This window comes from Mangrovibacter plantisponsor (assembly GCF_003182475.1).
Classification (GTDB): domain Bacteria; phylum Pseudomonadota; class Gammaproteobacteria; order Enterobacterales; family Enterobacteriaceae; genus Mangrovibacter; species Mangrovibacter plantisponsor.
On record NZ_QGTS01000024.1, the window covers coordinates 1 to 17,205 of the forward strand.

At 53.6% G+C, this 17,205-nt stretch carries 20 protein-coding genes; 3 read left to right on the top strand and 17 right to left on the bottom strand.

The genetic code is table 11. The annotated features are described in order from the left end of the window. Positions 1–92, top strand: a 92-nt coding sequence (locus DES37_RS24035; RefSeq protein ID WP_146211534.1) for an IS3 family transposase, incomplete at its 5' end; no start/stop codon positions are given. 568 nt (positions 93–660) lie between these two features. On the opposite strand, the gene DES37_RS24040 is transcribed toward DES37_RS24035, so the two are convergent. The 10 genes from DES37_RS24040 to DES37_RS24085 form a co-directional block, all read right to left on the bottom strand. Then, positions 661–1,470 carry a C40 family peptidase gene (locus tag DES37_RS24040; RefSeq protein WP_245930175.1) on the bottom strand — a complete coding sequence of 270 codons (810 nt, stop codon included), beginning with the start codon at positions 1,468–1,470 and terminating at the stop codon, positions 661–663. A gap of 36 nt (positions 1,471–1,506) precedes the next feature. After that, the gene (gene lafU / locus DES37_RS24045; RefSeq protein WP_110028130.1) at positions 1,507–2,406 is read right to left on the bottom strand and encodes a putative lateral flagellar export/assembly protein LafU; all 900 of its coding nucleotides are present in this window, start codon (positions 2,404–2,406) and stop codon (positions 1,507–1,509) included. After that, the gene (gene motA, locus DES37_RS24050) at positions 2,403–3,269 is read right to left on the bottom strand and encodes a flagellar motor stator protein MotA (RefSeq protein WP_110028131.1); all 867 of its coding nucleotides are present in this window, start codon (positions 3,267–3,269) and stop codon (positions 2,403–2,405) included. The genes lafU and motA overlap by 4 nt, the downstream gene beginning before the upstream one ends. Beyond that, positions 3,248–3,985 (bottom strand): FliA/WhiG family RNA polymerase sigma factor, encoded by a 738-nt coding sequence (locus DES37_RS24055; protein ID WP_110028132.1) that lies wholly within the window; start codon positions 3,983–3,985, stop codon positions 3,248–3,250. The genes motA and DES37_RS24055 overlap by 22 nt, the downstream gene beginning before the upstream one ends. Positions 3,986–3,999: 14 nt before the next feature. Continuing rightward, a complete protein-coding gene (locus tag DES37_RS24060; protein ID WP_110028133.1) occupies positions 4,000–4,470 on the bottom strand; it encodes a flagellar basal body-associated FliL family protein in 471 nt (156 codons plus the stop codon). 24 nt (positions 4,471–4,494) lie between these two features. Beyond that, a complete protein-coding gene (locus DES37_RS24065; RefSeq protein ID WP_110028134.1) occupies positions 4,495–5,634 on the bottom strand; it encodes a flagellar hook-length control protein FliK in 1,140 nt (379 codons plus the stop codon). After that, a complete protein-coding gene (locus DES37_RS24070) occupies positions 5,634–5,939 on the bottom strand; it encodes a hypothetical protein (protein WP_110028135.1) in 306 nt (101 codons plus the stop codon). The genes DES37_RS24065 and DES37_RS24070 overlap by 1 nt, the downstream gene beginning before the upstream one ends. Next, positions 5,932–6,327, bottom strand: coding sequence for a flagellar export chaperone FliS (gene fliS, locus DES37_RS24075; RefSeq protein WP_110028136.1), 396 nt, complete (start codon positions 6,325–6,327; stop codon positions 5,932–5,934). The genes DES37_RS24070 and fliS overlap by 8 nt, the downstream gene beginning before the upstream one ends. A gap of 13 nt (positions 6,328–6,340) precedes the next feature. Further along, positions 6,341–7,636 carry a flagellar filament capping protein FliD gene (fliD, locus tag DES37_RS24080; protein ID WP_110028137.1) on the bottom strand — a complete coding sequence of 432 codons (1,296 nt, stop codon included), beginning with the start codon at positions 7,634–7,636 and terminating at the stop codon, positions 6,341–6,343. Between the two features lie 270 nt (positions 7,637–7,906). After that, positions 7,907–8,767, bottom strand: a complete 861-nt coding sequence (locus DES37_RS24085; RefSeq protein WP_110028138.1) for a flagellin N-terminal helical domain-containing protein — start codon at positions 8,765–8,767, stop codon at positions 7,907–7,909. A 588-nt stretch (positions 8,768–9,355) separates the two neighbouring features. On the opposite strand from DES37_RS24085, the gene DES37_RS24090 reads away from it, so the two are divergent. Together DES37_RS24090 and DES37_RS24095 are read left to right on the top strand one after the other, a co-directional pair. Then, positions 9,356–10,420, top strand: a complete 1,065-nt coding sequence (locus tag DES37_RS24090; RefSeq protein WP_110028139.1) for a winged helix-turn-helix domain-containing protein — start codon at positions 9,356–9,358, stop codon at positions 10,418–10,420. Next, positions 10,392–10,856 (top strand): hypothetical protein, encoded by a 465-nt coding sequence (locus DES37_RS24095; RefSeq protein ID WP_110028140.1) that lies wholly within the window; start codon positions 10,392–10,394, stop codon positions 10,854–10,856. Before DES37_RS24090 ends, DES37_RS24095 begins: the two co-directional genes overlap by 29 nt. A 26-nt stretch (positions 10,857–10,882) precedes the next feature. Here the strand turns inward: DES37_RS24095 and DES37_RS24100 are convergent, their stop codons facing one another. The 7 genes from DES37_RS24100 to flgG all read right to left on the bottom strand — a co-directional run bounded on the left by DES37_RS24100 (position 10,883) and on the right by flgG (position 17,180). Then, positions 10,883–11,884 (bottom strand): hypothetical protein, encoded by a 1,002-nt coding sequence (locus DES37_RS24100; protein ID WP_110028141.1) that lies wholly within the window; start codon positions 11,882–11,884, stop codon positions 10,883–10,885. A gap of 6 nt (positions 11,885–11,890) precedes the next feature. Continuing rightward, on the bottom strand, positions 11,891–12,811 hold the full coding sequence (gene flgL / locus DES37_RS24105) for a flagellar hook-associated protein FlgL (protein ID WP_110028142.1): 921 nt from the start codon (positions 12,809–12,811) through the stop codon (positions 11,891–11,893). A gap of 18 nt (positions 12,812–12,829) precedes the next feature. Continuing rightward, complete coding sequence (gene flgK, locus DES37_RS24110) at positions 12,830–14,194, bottom strand: flagellar hook-associated protein FlgK (RefSeq protein WP_110028143.1); 1,365 nt, start codon at positions 14,192–14,194, stop codon at positions 12,830–12,832. An 89-nt stretch (positions 14,195–14,283) separates the two neighbouring features. After that, positions 14,284–14,589, bottom strand: coding sequence for a rod-binding protein (locus tag DES37_RS24115; protein WP_245930177.1), 306 nt, complete (start codon positions 14,587–14,589; stop codon positions 14,284–14,286). Between the two features lie 15 nt (positions 14,590–14,604). After that, positions 14,605–15,699 carry a flagellar basal body P-ring protein FlgI gene (locus DES37_RS24120; RefSeq protein ID WP_110028144.1) on the bottom strand — a complete coding sequence of 365 codons (1,095 nt, stop codon included), beginning with the start codon at positions 15,697–15,699 and terminating at the stop codon, positions 14,605–14,607. Between the two features lie 10 nt (positions 15,700–15,709). Further along, on the bottom strand, positions 15,710–16,378 hold the full coding sequence (gene flgH / locus DES37_RS24125; RefSeq protein ID WP_425451739.1) for a flagellar basal body L-ring protein FlgH: 669 nt from the start codon (positions 16,376–16,378) through the stop codon (positions 15,710–15,712). A 16-nt stretch (positions 16,379–16,394) separates the two neighbouring features. Then, a complete protein-coding gene (gene flgG, locus DES37_RS24130) occupies positions 16,395–17,180 on the bottom strand; it encodes a flagellar basal-body rod protein FlgG (RefSeq protein WP_110028145.1) in 786 nt (261 codons plus the stop codon). Positions 17,181–17,205 lie beyond the last annotated feature (25 nt).

A 17,205-nucleotide genomic window follows, 5' to 3' on the forward strand; every position in this document is an offset into this window, starting at 1 on the left:
ATTATATCGAGTGCGATTACAATCGGTGGCGTCGTCACAGTGCCTGTGGCGGTCTCAGCCCGGAACAATTTGAAAACGAAAACCTCGCTTAGGGCTGTGTCCACATTTCATGGGTAGGATCACAAGGGTGCATAATCGGCCTCGTTGAGGATTAACGTTCCTTGTAATGCCATATACAACCAGCTCCTTCGTGCCAGCCAGGCTGCTCGTAATGCAGCCTGAAATTGATGAGTAAAGAGCTATATTAGTAGCGAAATTTAGCTTAAGAACCGTGCGTTTAATCAATGTAATTAGCAGGTTAGGCGTTTTCACGGTGATTTGTTTATCAATTGTTGAGGAAGGCGCTGTGTACGGGATGATTGAAATCATTCATCTAATGTTTTTCTAACATATTTTCTTATTGTTTTTTTAAGGGTTGTTAGCCTTTCAGGAAAGAACACCATCAGTCCGGATAACTCATGGGCGTGAGCGGGTTGCTCACGCTTCAGATTGATGAAAAAGAAGGAAAAAACGTGGTTTTTCCTTCTTTTTAGTTAGCAGCCGAAAATCAATAAATTGATTTTCCTTGTTTTTTATTGGGTGACATCCTCTCGTTCTGTGCGGACATAAGGTTTGTCATCAGACTCGGGCGTGAGCAGGTTGCTCACGCTTTTTTTCTGTTTATAACAGGACTGATTCTTTGATAACCCGGCGTGCACCCAGGTATTTCGCTTTCCAGAAGTCATTATTTAATTCGCTGATACGAATATTTTTCCCGGTACGCGGCGCTTCAATAAACTGCCCATCTCCCAGATAAACACCAACATGGTCTGCCGCATTGGGCGTTTTGATACTGAAAAACACCAGGTCACCTTTGCGCAGTTGCTGGCGGTGGATATTGCTGAGCTGCCGGTCCTGATACATGGCATTTGCAGTACGGGGTAATTTACGACTCAGGAGCGGATTAAAGGCGTACCACACCAGGCCACTGCAATCAAAACCGCTTTCGGGTGAGTGCCCGCCCCAAACATAGGGCTTCCCCAGTTGCGCTTTCAGGCGGTTCACCACATGGTGGATGGTGTGCTGTTCACGCAGTGAATGAGCCTGCCGCCCGGCAGACCAGCGTGGGTCTTCAACAGGCTGAGCCGCATGCTGTTGCCCCGGCAGCCAGGTGGCATACATCGCCAGTAATTCCCGGTTTTTTGCCCGCTCAACAGGTTGATTCGCGGCATGTTGCTGCCGCTGGCCAGGGGTTGGCGGTACCTTTGTGGGGTTAGCCTGGCGCTTTGCCAGCAAAATTTCCCGGTTACGCTGGCGCGCCAGTACTGCATCGTCAGCAAGCCCGGGAGTGCTGCTCGTGGCACTGCGGGCGCTGTGTTGTTTGCGCCGCTCTTCATTACCAGTCGCCATTGCATCCAGTGGCAGGAACAGCAGGCTGGTCAGTAATAATGAAGCCGGTACTGGCAGGTGTTTTGTGACGCTCCGTGTCATAAACAGGATTTTCTCCTTTTCACTGTGGCGGCCAGGTTATTCCGTGACCAGGCTGAGGTTCTCGATAATTGGGCGCACAACGTTTTGCCCGTGGTGGCCGAAAAACTGGTACAGCGCTTCGCTCGCTGAATGCGTCAGTACCATAATTTCAATGCGCCGGTTCGCGGCATGGTGCGGGTCTTCAGGGTGAAACAGCATTTGGTCGGCCATGCCACTGACTTGCACAATGCGCTGCTCATTCAGCCCGGCATCAGTCAGTACCTGGCGCGCCTGTAGCGCCCGGTCACCAGAGAGGTTCCAGTTGTTATAACGCTGCTGGTCACGATAGCGGGTGGCATCGGTATGGCCGGTTATCATGATCTTGTGCTCAATGGTGTTCAGTGCCGGGGCAAACTCGCCTAACAACCGCTGAAAAAACGGTGCCAGAATTGCGCTACTGCGCTGGAACATTTCCCGCTGCTGGTCATCGGTTATCAGAATGCGCAACCCCTGGGGTACGATTTCAATATGCAGGTTAGACTGGGCGTTATACACCGAGGTGATTTGTGCAATTAAACGCGCCAGCTCTTCAATTTCCCGTTGTGAACGCGCTTCCCGCGCCTGGGGCGTTTCTGGCTCCGGGGCAGGAGCCGTGGTGGCCCGGGCTACAGGCAAAGGGCTCCCGGCTGGGTCGAACAACGGCAGTGTATTGCTGCCCGCGGGCGTGTCGCGGGAAGAAAAAATATCGAACAGCGTATCGGTATAAAACATAGCAACAATCTCATGCCGTTCTTCCTCGGTAGACGCCCCCATAATCCACAACACCATGAAAAGTGCCATCATAGCCAGTGTGAAATCGGCAAAGGCCACTTTCCACGCACCACCATGGTGGCCCGAATGGCTGCGCCGGGCACTGCGTTTAATGATTGTGGTGCTGTGACCGTTGTGCTTTTTCATCCGGCGTCATCCTGCATTGCGTTGACCCAGCCATCCAGCGTTGCGAAGGTGGGTTTGGCGTCCATGGGCAGCATTTTTCGCCCGGCGTCCACCGCCAGTAATGTCGGCTTTCCGGCCACATGGTTGACCAGCACGGTGCGAACGCATTCCAGAATAGACAACTGTTTTTTTGTGCGTTGTTCCATGGCATTCGCCAGTGGGTCCATCAGGCAGTAACAGAAAAAGACGCCAAGAAAAGTCCCCACCAGCGCAGCGGCCACTTTCACGCCAATCACCGCAATGGAACCGTCAATGGACTGCATGGTGATAATAATCCCCAGAACCGCGGCACAAATCCCAAAGCCCGGCATAGCTTCAGCCGTGCGGTGCAACGAACGTGACGGCAACAGCAGGTTTTCTTCCATTGCGCCCAGCTCCTGTTCGAGCAGGCCTTCCAGTTCATGTTCGTTGATTTTTCCCATCGCCATCAGGCGGAAGTTGTCGGAAATAAATGTGACCAGTGCCTTGTCACTCATAATGCGTGGGTATTTCTGAAATAACGCGCTGTTTTCTGGCACCTCGATATGCTCATCCAGCGTCTTCAGGCCACCTTCCTGCACCAGTTCCAGCAGTTCGAAGAGCAGCATTAATAACTGGCGCTGGTATTCATCGGTGTACTCATTCTTACGCAATACACCACGGAACTGGCGGTACATTTCCTGCAGAACTGAGCGCGGGTTTGCCAGCATAGTCGCCCCAAAACCTGCGCCTAAAATAATAATGATTTCACCGGGCTGCCAGAATGCAGCCATCCGGCCGCCAGACATCAGGAACCCCCCAACAACACAAACCATAATGACGATTAAACCGATAAATTTTTGCATGTCTGTTTCTCAAAAAAACGGTGGATCTTCCAGACAAGTTTTTTGTTTATCTGGCAAATTCGCGCTTCCGTCAGGTTGAGCGTCAGCGCGATTTCTTTCAGGCTCATCTCTTGCTGGTAATAGAGGGAGAGAATAAGTTGTTCACGTGAATCCAGGCTGGCAAGCGCATGGTGCAACATGTCGGCAATCACGATTTCATCGTCCAGTTCCCGTGAGGAAAAGGTATTTCCCAGTAGTGGGTTGTGGGTTGATGAAGACAACAACTCATCCAGGCTTTGCAGGGTTTTGGCACGTTCCAGTTGCTGGTATTCCATATAGTCGTCAGCAGAAATATTGAGATGCTCACAAATTTCCTCTGCCCGTGGTTCATAACCCAGTTTGTTGACCAGGCGGCTGATTGCATCACTGAGCTGGTGGTTTTTTTTGCGCAGCCGACGAGAACGCCAGTCCTGTTGGCGCAACTCGTCAAGAATCGCGCCGCGAATACGCTGGGAGGCATAACCGGGAAATTGCTCATCGGGTACGCCATAGCGGCGCAGTGAAGCGAGCAGCCCCATCAGCGCAATTTGTTCCATATCGTCTTTATCGATAATCCCACTGGCCTGCCAGCTGAACTGCTTCACAATTTTATGCACCAGCGGCAGCCAGTCATTGAGGTATTGCGCCTCCTGAGCAGGCGTGAGGGCCGCTGCAGTAAATCCATTTGTTGTGTTCATACGGTAGTCCTTATTTACTGGAACACCATTTTGCTGATGATGACATCCTCAAAAGGCTTGCTGGTGTTGAGTTGCTGGAGTTGCTCGTCGTAACGCGCAGTAAGTTGCTGCGTGAGGGTTTCTACTGGCATGGCCCGTACCTCCAGGTAAGGCAGGCCATTAAGCAGGCCAACAGCAGCGCCACGTAGCGCAGGCAGTAACGCCTGGGTGCGCCGGGCATCTTCCGGGTTCGAGGTGATCAGAGCCTGTTCCAGTAACAAGTAACGCGGTTCACCGTTAATCCCTTTCAGGGTGACAATCAGGTTGGTTATCTCCACAAATTCAACGCTATCGGCGGTGCGGCTGCTTAATGTGTCGCCAGTAACATGCACGTTTCTGTCGTGCCGGTTTTCCATATGCTGTAACCCGAACAGGGTGAGTGCTGCGCTGCCTGCGGCAACGCTCAGGGCTAATGCCACTGCACTTAAAATGACTTTGAGTTTCATAACGCTCCTTGTTATTGCGCTGAGTTATATCGTCAGAAGGATGGTGGCATCCTGCCGCGTTTCTGAGCCTGCTCTGGTGTGCATACCCGCAGTTGGGGTGTGCTCTTCGGGGGCCAGGCCGCTCCCCTCACCCTGTGGCTGGCGTGGTGATTGCCCCTGGCCTGTTGATACCTGTACGCTGACACGTTGTGTGGTATCCGCCGCCAGTTGTTCCTGTAACCCGTGGCTGACCAGCCTGAGCGCCCGGGCAACGTCTTCGTGCTGAGTGTGCAGTGCGACCTGGAGCTGGCCCTGTTCCAGGTGTAAGTGAATGTCGATTTTGCCAAGCGCTGGCGGGTCCAGGCGGATATGTGCGGTTTGGGTGCGGTTGGCAATATGCATCTGTAACCGGGCACCCAGAGCGGCCTGTAACCGCTCAGTTTGCGGGTGCGAACTATGCGCGGCAGTTGGCTGGTGGGCTGGCGTAGCTGCGGCAAGCCGCTGGCTGGCATCTGTGGTGGGCGGTTCCGGCGGGCTGGCGACAGCAATGAGCGGCGGTACTGGTGTGCCAGACGCCGGGTGTTGCCCGGCCACGCTGGCGTTGTCGCGCCCGGCGTCCGCCATTGTTGCCGCCATAGTGGCTACAGTTGCCATAACCTGGGGCTGATGAGCAGCCTGCCGGGTATCAACGGGTGTCACGGGTTGCTGCCCTGGTTCTGCCCGGGCAATTTCTTGCGGTGTGGCTGGCAGGGTTGCCGCCGCGGCCAGTGGTGCAACGCGTTCTGTTAAGCCAGCAGGAACATCGCCAGTCGCCGCAGAGAGCACACCTGGGGTTGATGGCACAGGTGTTGATGGCATAAATGCGGCCAGTGGCACTGGCTGCACAGCCGTGCTGGCAGGCGGCAACGCGCCCGGTAGCCGGGTTGCTTCCTGGAGCACGGTTATATCATCACTCAGGCTAATGCCTGTGAGTGGTTGCGGCAGGCATACCGGGGCACCAGGCACAGACTCTGTTACTGCCGGGGAAAACGCCCGCTCCATACTGAACAGCAGATGGGAGAATGTTTCCGGTACCTGAGCAGTGCCACAGGCAAGTGTGCCGGGGTGCGCCAGCAGGCTGTTTTCCGGCAGTGACGGGTTATCCTGCCAGTGCTGCCCTTGTTCCGGTACCGATATCCACGCCATTAGCCTAAGTCCTTTTCATCCATAAATGTGGCATACGCTGCTGCTCTTTCACGGTTGTTGCGGGTTTGCTCCATTTTTCCGCGCAGCACTTCACTTTGCTGGTGGCACCAGGTATTCACCCGCCGGTGCGTGGTTTGCAGGACATCAATCGCTTTACTTTGCGCGGGCGACAGCGTCGCCCCCTGAAGGTCACTCAGTAATGCGGCAATATGCTGGTCAACCTGTATCACCTGCGCCCAGTTGTGGGCGCTGGCAGCCTGGCGCAGTGCAGTCGCCAGGCGATAAATAGCCTGTGGATTAGTCATGGGGCAGGCCCATTTGTTGCCACCCTTGCTGGAGCTGGCGCAGGATCAGGGTGACTTCATCAACCTGTTCAACCGATAACGCATGGCTGCTGTGGTACAGGCGATAAACGCAGTAGTCATACAACCGGGATAAATTGGCCGCGACGTCGCCGCCTTTGTCGAAATCCAGTGCGCTGGTCAGGGCATTCAGGATGTCGATACATTTATTCACACTGGCCGCTTTGTGCTCAAAACGGCGCGCCACAATATGGCTCTTAGTGCGTTCAAGCTCATCCAGAAGGCCGTCAAACAGCATCAATACCAGTTGATGCGGGTTGGCAGAGGCTACCTGAACTGCGAGGTCAGATGCCTGATAGTGGTCTGAATAGTCTTCTGTTTTGTGGTACATCGGGTGTTCCTCCTTAAACTAAGCCGAACATGCTCATGGTGCTGTTCATTTGCAGCGTGACTTGCTGCAACTGAGTGAACTGGCGCAGATAGCGGTTGTATGCGCTGTCGTAGCGGGTATTCATTTTTTCACTTTTGCGATCAATTTCTTGCTGGCGGCGATCCAGTGTTTCCTGGCGGCTTTTCAGCAGGCCGTCAGTACTATTGAGATAACGGTCGAGGGCGTTATCCATCTTGCTGAGAATGCCGTCCGGGCCATTGAAAAATGTGGTGACAGATTGTGGGTTGGACTGCAGTTGTTTGGTCAGGGTGTCATTGTCGATTTTGAGTTTGCCGTTACGGTCTGCGCTGATACCGAAATCCGCGATGGTGAAGCCATCGATGTCGCTGCGCAGCAACGTGTTCAGGTCGCGTTGCAGGGCACTGATTGTCGGGTCGCCCGCCAGGGCTCCGCGCTCACCGTCTGCGCCGCTTGAGGTCAGCGTATTGAGCGAAGTCATCAGTGTGTTCCAGGAATCAACGAAGGTATTTACCTGGTCTTTGGTGGCATCAGTATCGGTATCCACATGAATGGTGAGTGGTTTCCCTTCAGTAACACCAATTAATTCAACAGTGACGCCATCAATCAGGTTGTCGATGGTGTTGCTGCTGTGAGTGAACGACACTTCCCCCATGCGGAACTGGGCATCCTGAGCCGGGGAAATTTCCGCCGGGTTGGCAAACAGAGCCTGAGTGGCGGCATCACCATTAATTTGTACATCCAGGGTATTGGTTGCCCCGGTTTCGTCGCTGCTGAGCATCAGCATGACCTTGCCATCGGTGCGAACCAGCGAAGCCGTCACTCCCGGGTTCTCTTCTGCGTTATTGATAGCGGCGGCGAGGTCGGCCAGGGAATCAATGTCAGTCAGGTCGATATCCAGCTCTTCACCTGCCAGCGCTATCGTCATAGTGCCGCTGGCATTGCTGATATCTTCGTCTGTCAGCCCGGCATAACCGGTTTGATGGGCGCTGGCTAACTGGTCCACTTCAATGTTGTAGGTTCCTTTCTGTGCCGCGGCGGTGGTGGTAACGTTGGCAATACCTGTCATATTGGTGGTCGCCTGGGTTTGCAACATGCTCTGGCCCGCCTGGTTCATGCCCTGAATCGCGGTGCGAAAATCGGTCAGTGCAGTGCGCAAGGCCCGCAATGCAGTTTGCTGGGCATTCAGAGTGGCGGTTTGCGTTTTAATCGCGTTCTGCATGGGCTGGATATCGTAAAACGCCAGTTGGGTTGCCAGCGTTTGCGGATCCAGGCTGAGTAAATCTGACATGATTAACTTTTTCCCTTAAAACAATAAAAACAGGTGTGCTTCCGTTTCACCGGGCGCTGGCATGTGCAACTGCGGTGCTTTACCGCAATACCCTGCGTCTCATGGTTTTATAGATTGCAAAGCGCATGCCAACTTATTTTTTATTTAAAATCAAACAGTTGAATTTTTAGCGGGGAAAGTGAATTTCCCCCTGTTTTGTGAAAGCGGAAGTAAACGCGGTAAAAAAAACACCGCCGGAGCGGTGTTTGGAAACGATGAATCAGGCAAGGATTAACCCAACAGGGACATCACCATGCCAGACATGCTGTTGGACTGGCGCAGCATCGACATACTGGTTTGAGCCAGCATCTGGTTGCGGGTCATGTTGGTGGCTTCCGTCGCAAAATCCGCATCACGGATATTGCCCAGGCCAAGCTCGGTGTTGTCTTTCATATTCGCCAGGTTCGCTGCAGAGTGGCCCAGGCGGTTGATATTGGCACCAAAGGTTGAACGCATGGCGCTCACATCATCAATAGCGGACTCCAGGCTGTCCATCAGTGCCTGCGCAGAGGCGGCACTGCTGACATCCACCGCCGGGGTATCGGCATCTTCAGGGATCAGGTTTTCCAGCGCACCGCGCAGCCCGTCGAGTTGGTCTGAGATATCCAGTTTCATCACTTCGCCAGAGCTGGCACCAATCTGGAAATTCAGTTCGCTGTCGAATTTGCCACCTTCAGCAAACAGCTTGTCGCCAGCATAAGAAGTGTTGGACATAATATTGCCCATCTCCATGCCCAACTGGTTCAGCTCTGCCTGAATTGCTGTGCGGTCTGCTGAAGAGTTAGTATCGTTCGATGCCTGGGTTGCCAGGTCCTTCATGCGGTACATAATATTGGTCATTTCATCAAATGCGCCTTCGCCCGTTTGCAGTAATGCGGTGGCGTCGCTGATATTACGTTGTGCAACCGCCATACCACTGACCTGCCCCTGTAAGCGGGTGGCAATTTGCAGCCCTGCCGCATCGTCTGCTGCAGAGTTAATACGTTTCCCCGTCCCCAAACGCTCCATGGATGTAGAGAGCATGCTATTGGATTTGTTCATTGCGTTAACAGCAGCCATGGAAGAAGCGTTGGTAAAAATGGACATTGACATAAGTTTTATCTCCTTGTGACCTGGTTATCAGGTAAATTCCTGTCACTGGGATAAAACGGACTATTCGCAGCAGAAATTAAATTCTTTTTTTATCAAAAATGTCTTTTTTAGAAATCATCATAAGTGAATGATTTTTATGAAATTTAATGAAGGTTAATTTTTATTCATTAGAAGATAAAGGAAATGTAAATTCTGCGTTATTTATTTAATTTCTGCCACTGAAATGCTTTTTACCGGAGAGATAATTCTTATCACTCCCATCCAGGAATAAGAATAATACCTCGCGCACAACCATTCTGGTGTATCTGCCTGGCCCAGTGAAATTTAATTTGGTGTGATGTAGCTGGCAGTATAAAATGTCAAAATTATTAATGGCAAAACCAGGCGCATGTAACAGATTGAATATAAAAGGGCGGCCAGCCTGCAACCTTATTCATCCTACAGGCCTTGTGATGCGTTTATATTGCTGTGTTATAATCTGCGCAATTACTGTTTTATTCCTGGCCTTCATTCTGAATGGGCAGGTTCGTTGAAAACGCATAAAAGCAATGCTTACCAGATAAATGAAGGCATTTAAGGGAATAGTCTGTGACCACTGATTTTAAGATGGATAAACACGATTATTTTATCAATGACTGGTTAATTGATGAATCAGCCAACGCGCTTGTTCATGCCCACACGGGTGAAATACGCAAGCTTGGCGAGTACCAGTTTCGCCTGCTCATTGTGCTGTTGGAGCATGCCGGAAAAGTTCTGAGCCGCGAAGATATCACCAATATGGTCTGGGTGGACCGGGTGATAGGCAGCAACAGCCTGCCAAACGCGGTGCATGCCCTGCGGGCCGCTCTGGAAGATGACGGCAAAAAACAACGTATTATCCGCACTGTCCCTAAGCGGGGGTATTTACTGTCTGCAGAATATTGCCGCGCACTGCCACGAAATGACCAGTCCGAAGATGAAAAGGGCCTTGCTTTGCAACCCACAGACCTGGTTGGGTTACAGGCTGACATTATCACAGCAGATACTGCTACAAACGCCCGGCAAACAACCAGTGAACCCATATCTGAAGTGCCGGTGGACGAAATTCCGGCGGCAACGCCGGGTGAGTCTCTGGCAGATGCTTCCGCACTACCGCCAGGTACAACGGCTTCGGCTTCAGTTGCATCTGGCCCTCAGAACTCCCGGCAAACTCTGGTTAAAAAAAGCAGGTTGCGCAGCCCGTTTAACCTGGCATTGCTGCTTGCTGCAGTAGTGCTGCTGTTCCTGGCAGGGCAAACCTGGTGGCAAGAACGCCATGATGTGCACTTGCATGTTAACCGCAGTAATGAAAAAGCGTTCAGCCATATTCGCCTGTATGGCATTGAAGAGCCGAATATGGGTAGCAGCAGGCAAGACAACCTGTTCGCCCGCTTACAGAAAACGTTTTATACACTGAATACTGAGCTGATCGAAAAGTCTGCCAGTATGTCGGTGTATTACCAAACCCTGGGGCAATCCCTGAATTACAGCTTTATTGTTAAAGGCCCGTGTAGCCAGCAACAGTACGTGATGGTCATTCACCACTGGCGGGTGAATACAGAACGCCTTAATGACCTGATTTTGAACGAAACCCGGAGAGAAATGCATGACCTGGCGACCTGCACTAAAAATTAGTGTGCTTACCGGGCTGGTTTGCGCAATCGTGGCCTTGCTGTGGTATCAGAACCGTTGGGCCGTGTATACCTGGGTGGGTGTGCGCGGTAACGTGGAAGGTACTATCCCGTTTGGTTACTATGACCTCAGCTCAGGTAAAAGTGAACGTTATGATTTCACTACAAAAATCGTTAACAATGAGTTAATCACCACCTTTGCCAGTACCGACGGCAACAACTTCCGAATGCAGGGTAAATTCATTATGCGGCGCAATGACGGCGAACGCAGGTTCTACGAATTTCACCCGGTGGCGTTCTCCACAGAGAAAAGTAATCTGATGCTGGAGAACATGATGGACCTGTTTTTAAGCCGTGAAATTGAAACCTGGCGGCTGGTGATTGACGGGCAAAGTGTCTTTGTCTGGCAAAGCGGCGGTATTTACCTGCCACCGCGCTAAGCCGCAGTACTTCGGGTAACCAGGCGTTACCCGAGTAAATTTCTGACAGTGGTCTGGTGAATATTGGCCTGTGCCGCCAGCGACTGAGCCAGTTGTTCAAAATGATTACGGCTGCTGGCAAGTTGCTGCCCCACACCCCGAGCTGTTTGCTGAACATGTTGCGTAGTCAGTGCCGGTGACATTTCACGGATCCGCTCAGTAACGCTGGCTTTATGCTGGCGCAGAGTGGTTTGCTGGTGGGTGATATGGTGCAACACTTGTTCAACTTCCCGGCGCGCATGTTTATCCCACTGGCCCGTTAACTGTTGCAGGCTGTCAACCGGGCTGTTCTGAGGCACTGGCGCTAACAACGTAAAGCTGTCTGCCGGGAAATGCACCCCTTCGCCCCGTACCCGCAATGACCCTTTCAGCGTGTCCCAGCGCGATTCATCCGCGGTAAACAGGCACTCGCCGCGCGGGCTGAACTCACCATGAATACCAAACTTGCCCAGGCTGGCATTAAGTTGTGCCAAAATTTGCCGGGGCGACGCCGCTTCTGGCAACGTTACCGCCGCCAGGTGTTTACACCCTTTCCCGGCGGCAAATATCAGTGTTTCGCCTTGCGGCTGGCTGAACACTTCACGAGGAAATCCCAGGCTGAAGTGTACTTGTGAATCCCGGGTCAGCGAGATATTCAACTGCCGGTCGACAGTACCGGCAGACCGTTGCAGGCGCTGTGCCAGTTGTTGTTGCAGTGCGGCTGTATCACGCGGCGGGCTACCGGGCTGGCTTTTCGTGTGGCGGTAATTCAGCAATACACCTTCCAGCCCTTGCAGGTAATCTTCGGCCTGCTGAATGGCTGTCAGTTGCGCATTGAGCTGAATGTTGTAGCGCGCAGGTTTGCGCGACAGCAGCGCCGGTTCAGGAAAGTCTGGCGTGGGCGCGGCCTGAGCCGGCGAACTGACACGGGCGGCCTGCTGCATTTTGTGGGTTTGCGCCACTGCCGTTTGCATCAACCGGGTTTTGGCTGGGGATAAACTGACCTGCATACTGTGTTACCCCATCGTGTTAAATAAAGACAACTGGTTGACCATGTTCCAGGCCTTGAACGTGATTTGGGTCGCGTTGACATAGAGCTGCAGCTCAATGGTCGACGTCGCCACATCTGCATCAGCCAGTTCGCTTAACACCATACCATTCGCCATACTGACGTCAGTATGCGCATTCTGTAGCAAAGTCAGCTGGTTCTGGCGGCCGCCCAACTCGGTAAAAATCGCGCCGATTCCGTCCTGAGCATCACTGAGCCCATCCAGCAGGTTCTGGATATCCTGCTGGTAACTGGCGGGTGACACCGCCGGGTCCTGCATTTTTTCACTCAGCGTATACAGCTCATTGAGTAACCCCAGTTCATCACCACCCCGGCTGAAACAACGGGTCAACTGGACATTCTCGGTAACATTGACCCCATTGGCGACCGTGGTTTCCCGGGTATTGTGGTTACCCATAAATACCCAACTTTCTGCGGCGTCATCCCACTGAATTGGGGCTGTCTGGTTTTTCGTGCCACCAAACACATAACTCCCGGATGCACTTTTGGTATTCACGGTATCAACCAGGGAATCGAGCAACATGCTGATTTCCAGGCCAAGCCCCTGCATATTTTTATCTGCATTGGCGCCGTTAGCTGCCTGCAACAGTGTGTCGTTCAGCGCCCATAACAGGTCGCTGGCATTTTGTACCTGTGCTTCCTGGGTCGACAATGAACCAGAAAGCCGGGTGATGTTGTCCTGGTACTGCGCAATGGTGGATTGTTCCCGCTGTAACTGGTTAATACGCGTTGCGGCGATGGGGTCATCGGAGGGAACATTGACCCGTTTTTGTGTCGACAGTTGCTGCATAATCTGGCTCATTTTCATACTGTTACTGTGCATTTGCGACAACATAATATGTTTGGTGTTCAGGCTGCTTACCCGCATGAATCATTCCTTCCCTGGTTAAAAAAGGCCGAGAAGATCACTGAACAGTTGGTTCCCTGCTGAAATGACCTTCATATTGGACTGGTAGGCCTGCATGTAAATTTGCAGGTTGATGGCTTCCTCATCCTGGTTGACGGCGCTGAGGTTATCGCGCTGTTGTAGTGCCTGTTCCAGAATGGTGAGAGAGGCTGTCAGTTCCGTCTGGTTGTTGCGGCTGGCGATGCCCAGCGTGGAAACCATCGCTGCGCTGCCTTCGGCCAGGCTCATGTTGCCAAGCCCGGGGAGGTCCATTTTCTGCTCCTGAATTGCCAGCAGAAATTGCAGGTTATCACCGTTGCCAGGTTCACCAGGTGCGCCGGAAAGCGCCAGTTCGTCAGGGCTGAGGGTATTAACCTGCAACATGCCTGCCGGGTTGCCCGGGTCAAACGAAAACAGCGGCTTGCCTGGGTTGCCATTCAGGTCGTAGCCCTGCGCCAGTTGCTCGTTTACCTGTTGCGCCAGTGCCTCCGCCATGCCCTGCAGGGCGGTTTCCATGGTATTCAGTGTGCCGGTTTCGTAATCATACAGTGCGCCCAGTTGCCCACCGGGGGAAGGTGGCAAAGGGAAGTTGTGGTCGGCAAATTGCAGGCTTAATACCGGCAGGCCGTTTTCGTCGCGGCTACTGCTCATCTGCCCGGCAGTAGTGCCACTAACCAGTGGCTGGCCGCTTTTCATACTGACGTTGTAGTACCCGTGGCTGTCTTCCACCACGTTCACTTCGGTTAACAGGCTTAACTCCCTCACCAGTTCGTCACGCTGGTCGCGCAGCACACTGCTGTTACCACCTGCGCTTTCCATGGCGGCTATTTTCTGGTTGTACTCAGCAATGCCCGATGTCAGCGTATTCACCTGAGAAACCGTGGCATCCCGCTGGCTGTTTATTGACATGCGCTGGGAGTTAATCATGTCCTGGGTGTTGTTAAAACGGGTTGCCAGCGCACGGGACTGGTTAAGAAACTGCTGGCGTAACGCCGGGGATTCTGGCTGGGTGGTTAACTCGCTCAGGGCACTAAAAAAATCATCCAGACCATTGCCGATACTGGTGCTGTCATTGCCAATTACCTGCTCCAGCGCACTGAAATATTGCTGGTTGATTTGGTAATAGCTGGCCTGGCTGCTGGTATGCCAGACCTGGCTTACCAGATACTGGCTCGATATGCGGCGAATGCTGTCTACCTGCACACCATTACCGGTCTGGGCGGTGCCATAAGGGCCGACAGCACTTTGCACGATACCTTGCCGGCTGTACCCCGGGGTCAGCATATTGGCGACATTCATCGCTGTCACGTTCATGCCCATCTGGGCGGTTTGTAACCCGCTGTATGCGGTATTGATCATGTTCATCCGTGGTTTTCCTGGGTGGAAAAATCGTCACATTCCATTGCGGGAAAGCCCGCTGTTATCTGGCTAAAACGGCCAGCCTGGCCCGGTTCTTAAGTTGCAGGCGTATTCTGCCCGCCCAGTTGCGCAAGGATCAGGCGGCTGATACCCGCGCTACCCTGCGCCGCCAGGTGGTTTGCCAGTTGGTCATCATAGAGTTCGCGCAGCATGGTTTGCTGTTTGCTGTTAAACAGCGAATCCTGATTCAGTGCGGTGCTGGCGCTGCGCATCTGGCTGAGTAACGTGCGCAGAAACATCGCTTCAAACTGGTTGGCGGCTTCCGCCAGGTTTTGTGGGCGGGCATTCCCCTCAACAGGGCTGAATGGTGAACCGGCGGTCGTGGTTAATGGGGTTATCACAGAACGTCTCCTTACTTAAATCACAACCAGCTCGGCATCCAGTGCCCCGGCCTCGTGCAGTGCCTGTAAAATGGCCATGGTGTCGTCGGGAGCTGCGCCCAGGCTGTTAATCGTGTTCACAATACTGCGCAAGCTGGTGCCTGCCGGGATAGTGACCATCTGGCCACGTTCGCGGCGTACTTCAATCTCACTTTGAGGTGCCGCGACTGTTGCGCCGTTACTCAGTGCGCCCGGCTGGCTGACCTGGGTGGATTCGTTAATGGTCACCGTGAGGTTGCCGTGAGAGACAGCCGCAGCCCGTACCACCACGCCGTCGCCAATTACCACAGTGCCAGTACGGGAGTTAAAGACCACGCGTGGCGCCACTTTTCCGGCATTCACCCGGACCTCTTCCAGCACAGACATAAACGCCACCCGGCTGGCGCTGTCTGCCGGAGCATTCACGCTGATATTGGTTGCGCTCTGTGCCGTGGCTGTACCCGCACCAAACGCCGTATTGAGCGCCATCGCCACATTGTTGGCAGTGCTGAAGCTCGGGCGTTTCAGGTTGAGGGTAACCTGCCCACTGGTGTGAAAATCAGATTCAACCGGGCGCTCAACCGTTGCGCCATTGGGAATGCGCCCGGCGGTGGGTGTATTCATGGTGACGCTGGACCCGCTGTTGCCTTCGGCTTTCATGCCACCCACTACCACATTGCCTTGTGCCAGCGCATACACTTCACCATCTGCCCCGCGCAGTTGGGTTAACAGTAAGGTGCCGCCACGCAGGCTTTTGGCATCGCCAATAGAAGACACCGTGACATCAATGGTCTGCCCGGGTGAATACCCCGGTGGCAACGTGGCGCTAAGAGCAACGGCCGCAACGTTTTTTACTTTTGGGGAGATATTGGCGGGCATTTGCACACCAAACTGGCGCAGCATATTGGTGACCGACTGGCTGGTGAACTTCACCTGGTTTTTATCGCCGGTGCCATCCAGGCCAACCACCAGGCTGTAGCCCACCAGTTGGTTGCCACGCACTCCCTGGATATCGACCAGGTTGCCCAGCCGCTCGGCATAAGCGCTGACGGTAACCAATAGCAGGCATAACAGTGAACAGAATCCTTTCATGGTATTTTCCTTACATGGGGAACAGTGGGTGGTTAAAGAAACGGGTCAGCCACCCGGCGGAGTTGGCGTCACTCAGTGCGCCTCTGCCCGCATAAGCGATGCGCGCGTTGGCGATACGCTGGGAAGACACCGAGTTATCCGGCTCAATATCTTCCGCCCTGACAAGGCCCGTTACCCGCATATATTCATCACCCTGGTTCAGGGTGAGCCATTTTTCGCCGCGAATAGCGAGCACCCCGTTGGGTTGCACACTGTAAACCGCCACAGTAATCGCCCCGCGCAGGCTGTTTTGCTGCTGGCTGGTTGCGTTGCCATTAAAATTACGGCTGCCATCCACGGAGCCCGCCAGTTTTTCGGCAGACTGGCCAAAGGCTTCCGGAATGCCAATGGAAACGTCGTTCTTTTTGCCGAAGTTGGTGCGCGCCTGCTTGCTGGCCTGGGTGGATTCATCCAGCCGGATAGTCAGGATATCGCCCACCCGGTAAGCCCGGCGGTCCTGCACCAGCGACCAGTTATATCCGCCGCTGTATAACCCGCCATTGGCGGGTTTGGCGGGAGGTTCAACAGGCATAACAGGTGGTGCGTACTGGGCATCGTCTTTATGGACCAGCAGAGTCTGGCTTTCGCACCCTGCCAGCAAGAACGCCGCACCGGCTATCATCATGGTTGTTCTGTTCATCACATTAAGCCCCTTGTTACAGCGCCTGGGTGACAAACTTCAGCATGTCATCAGCAGCAGAAACCATTTTGGCGTTCATTTCATAAGCCCGCTGCACCATGATCATATCCACCATTTCTTCCACCACCTGTACGTTAGAGCCTTCCAGTGAACCCTGTTCCAGGTGCCCAAAGGCGTCTTCGCCCGGCACACCTTCTACTGCATCGCCACTGGCGGCGGTTTCCCGGTACAGATTGCCACCCAGCGCTTCCAGCCCGGCGGGGTTAACGAAGTTCACCAGGGTGATTTGCCCTAACTCCACCGGGTCGGTTTCCCCGGCGACAGTAGCACTGACCGTGCCATCCCGCGCCACCTGAAGTGACTGCACGTTGTCTGGCAGGTCGATTTGCGGAACCAGGGGCAGCCCCTGCGCATTGGTTATCATGCCATCGGGGTTAATTTGCAGGTTCCCGGCCCGGGTATAGGCAATATCGCCATCACTGGTTTCTACCTGGAAAAAGCCCTGGCCGGAAATAGCGATATCCAGATCCTTGCCCGTGTTCTGAATGCTGCCCACCGTAAATTCTTTCTGGGTGCCCGTCACTTTCACGCCGCTACCGTACTGGATCCCGGTTGGCGCAGTATTGTTCTGGTCCAGTAACGCGCCGGGGGCGCGCTGGTTCTGGTAAAACAAGTCAGAGAACATCACCCGATCGCGTTTAAAGCCCGTGGTGTTGACGTTCGCCAGGTTGTTGGAGATGGCGGCCATGCGCGCATCCTGCGCGGCCAGGCCGGTTTTACTTATCCATAATGCGGGGTTCATTGTTTATCCTTGTCTGTTCTTGCCG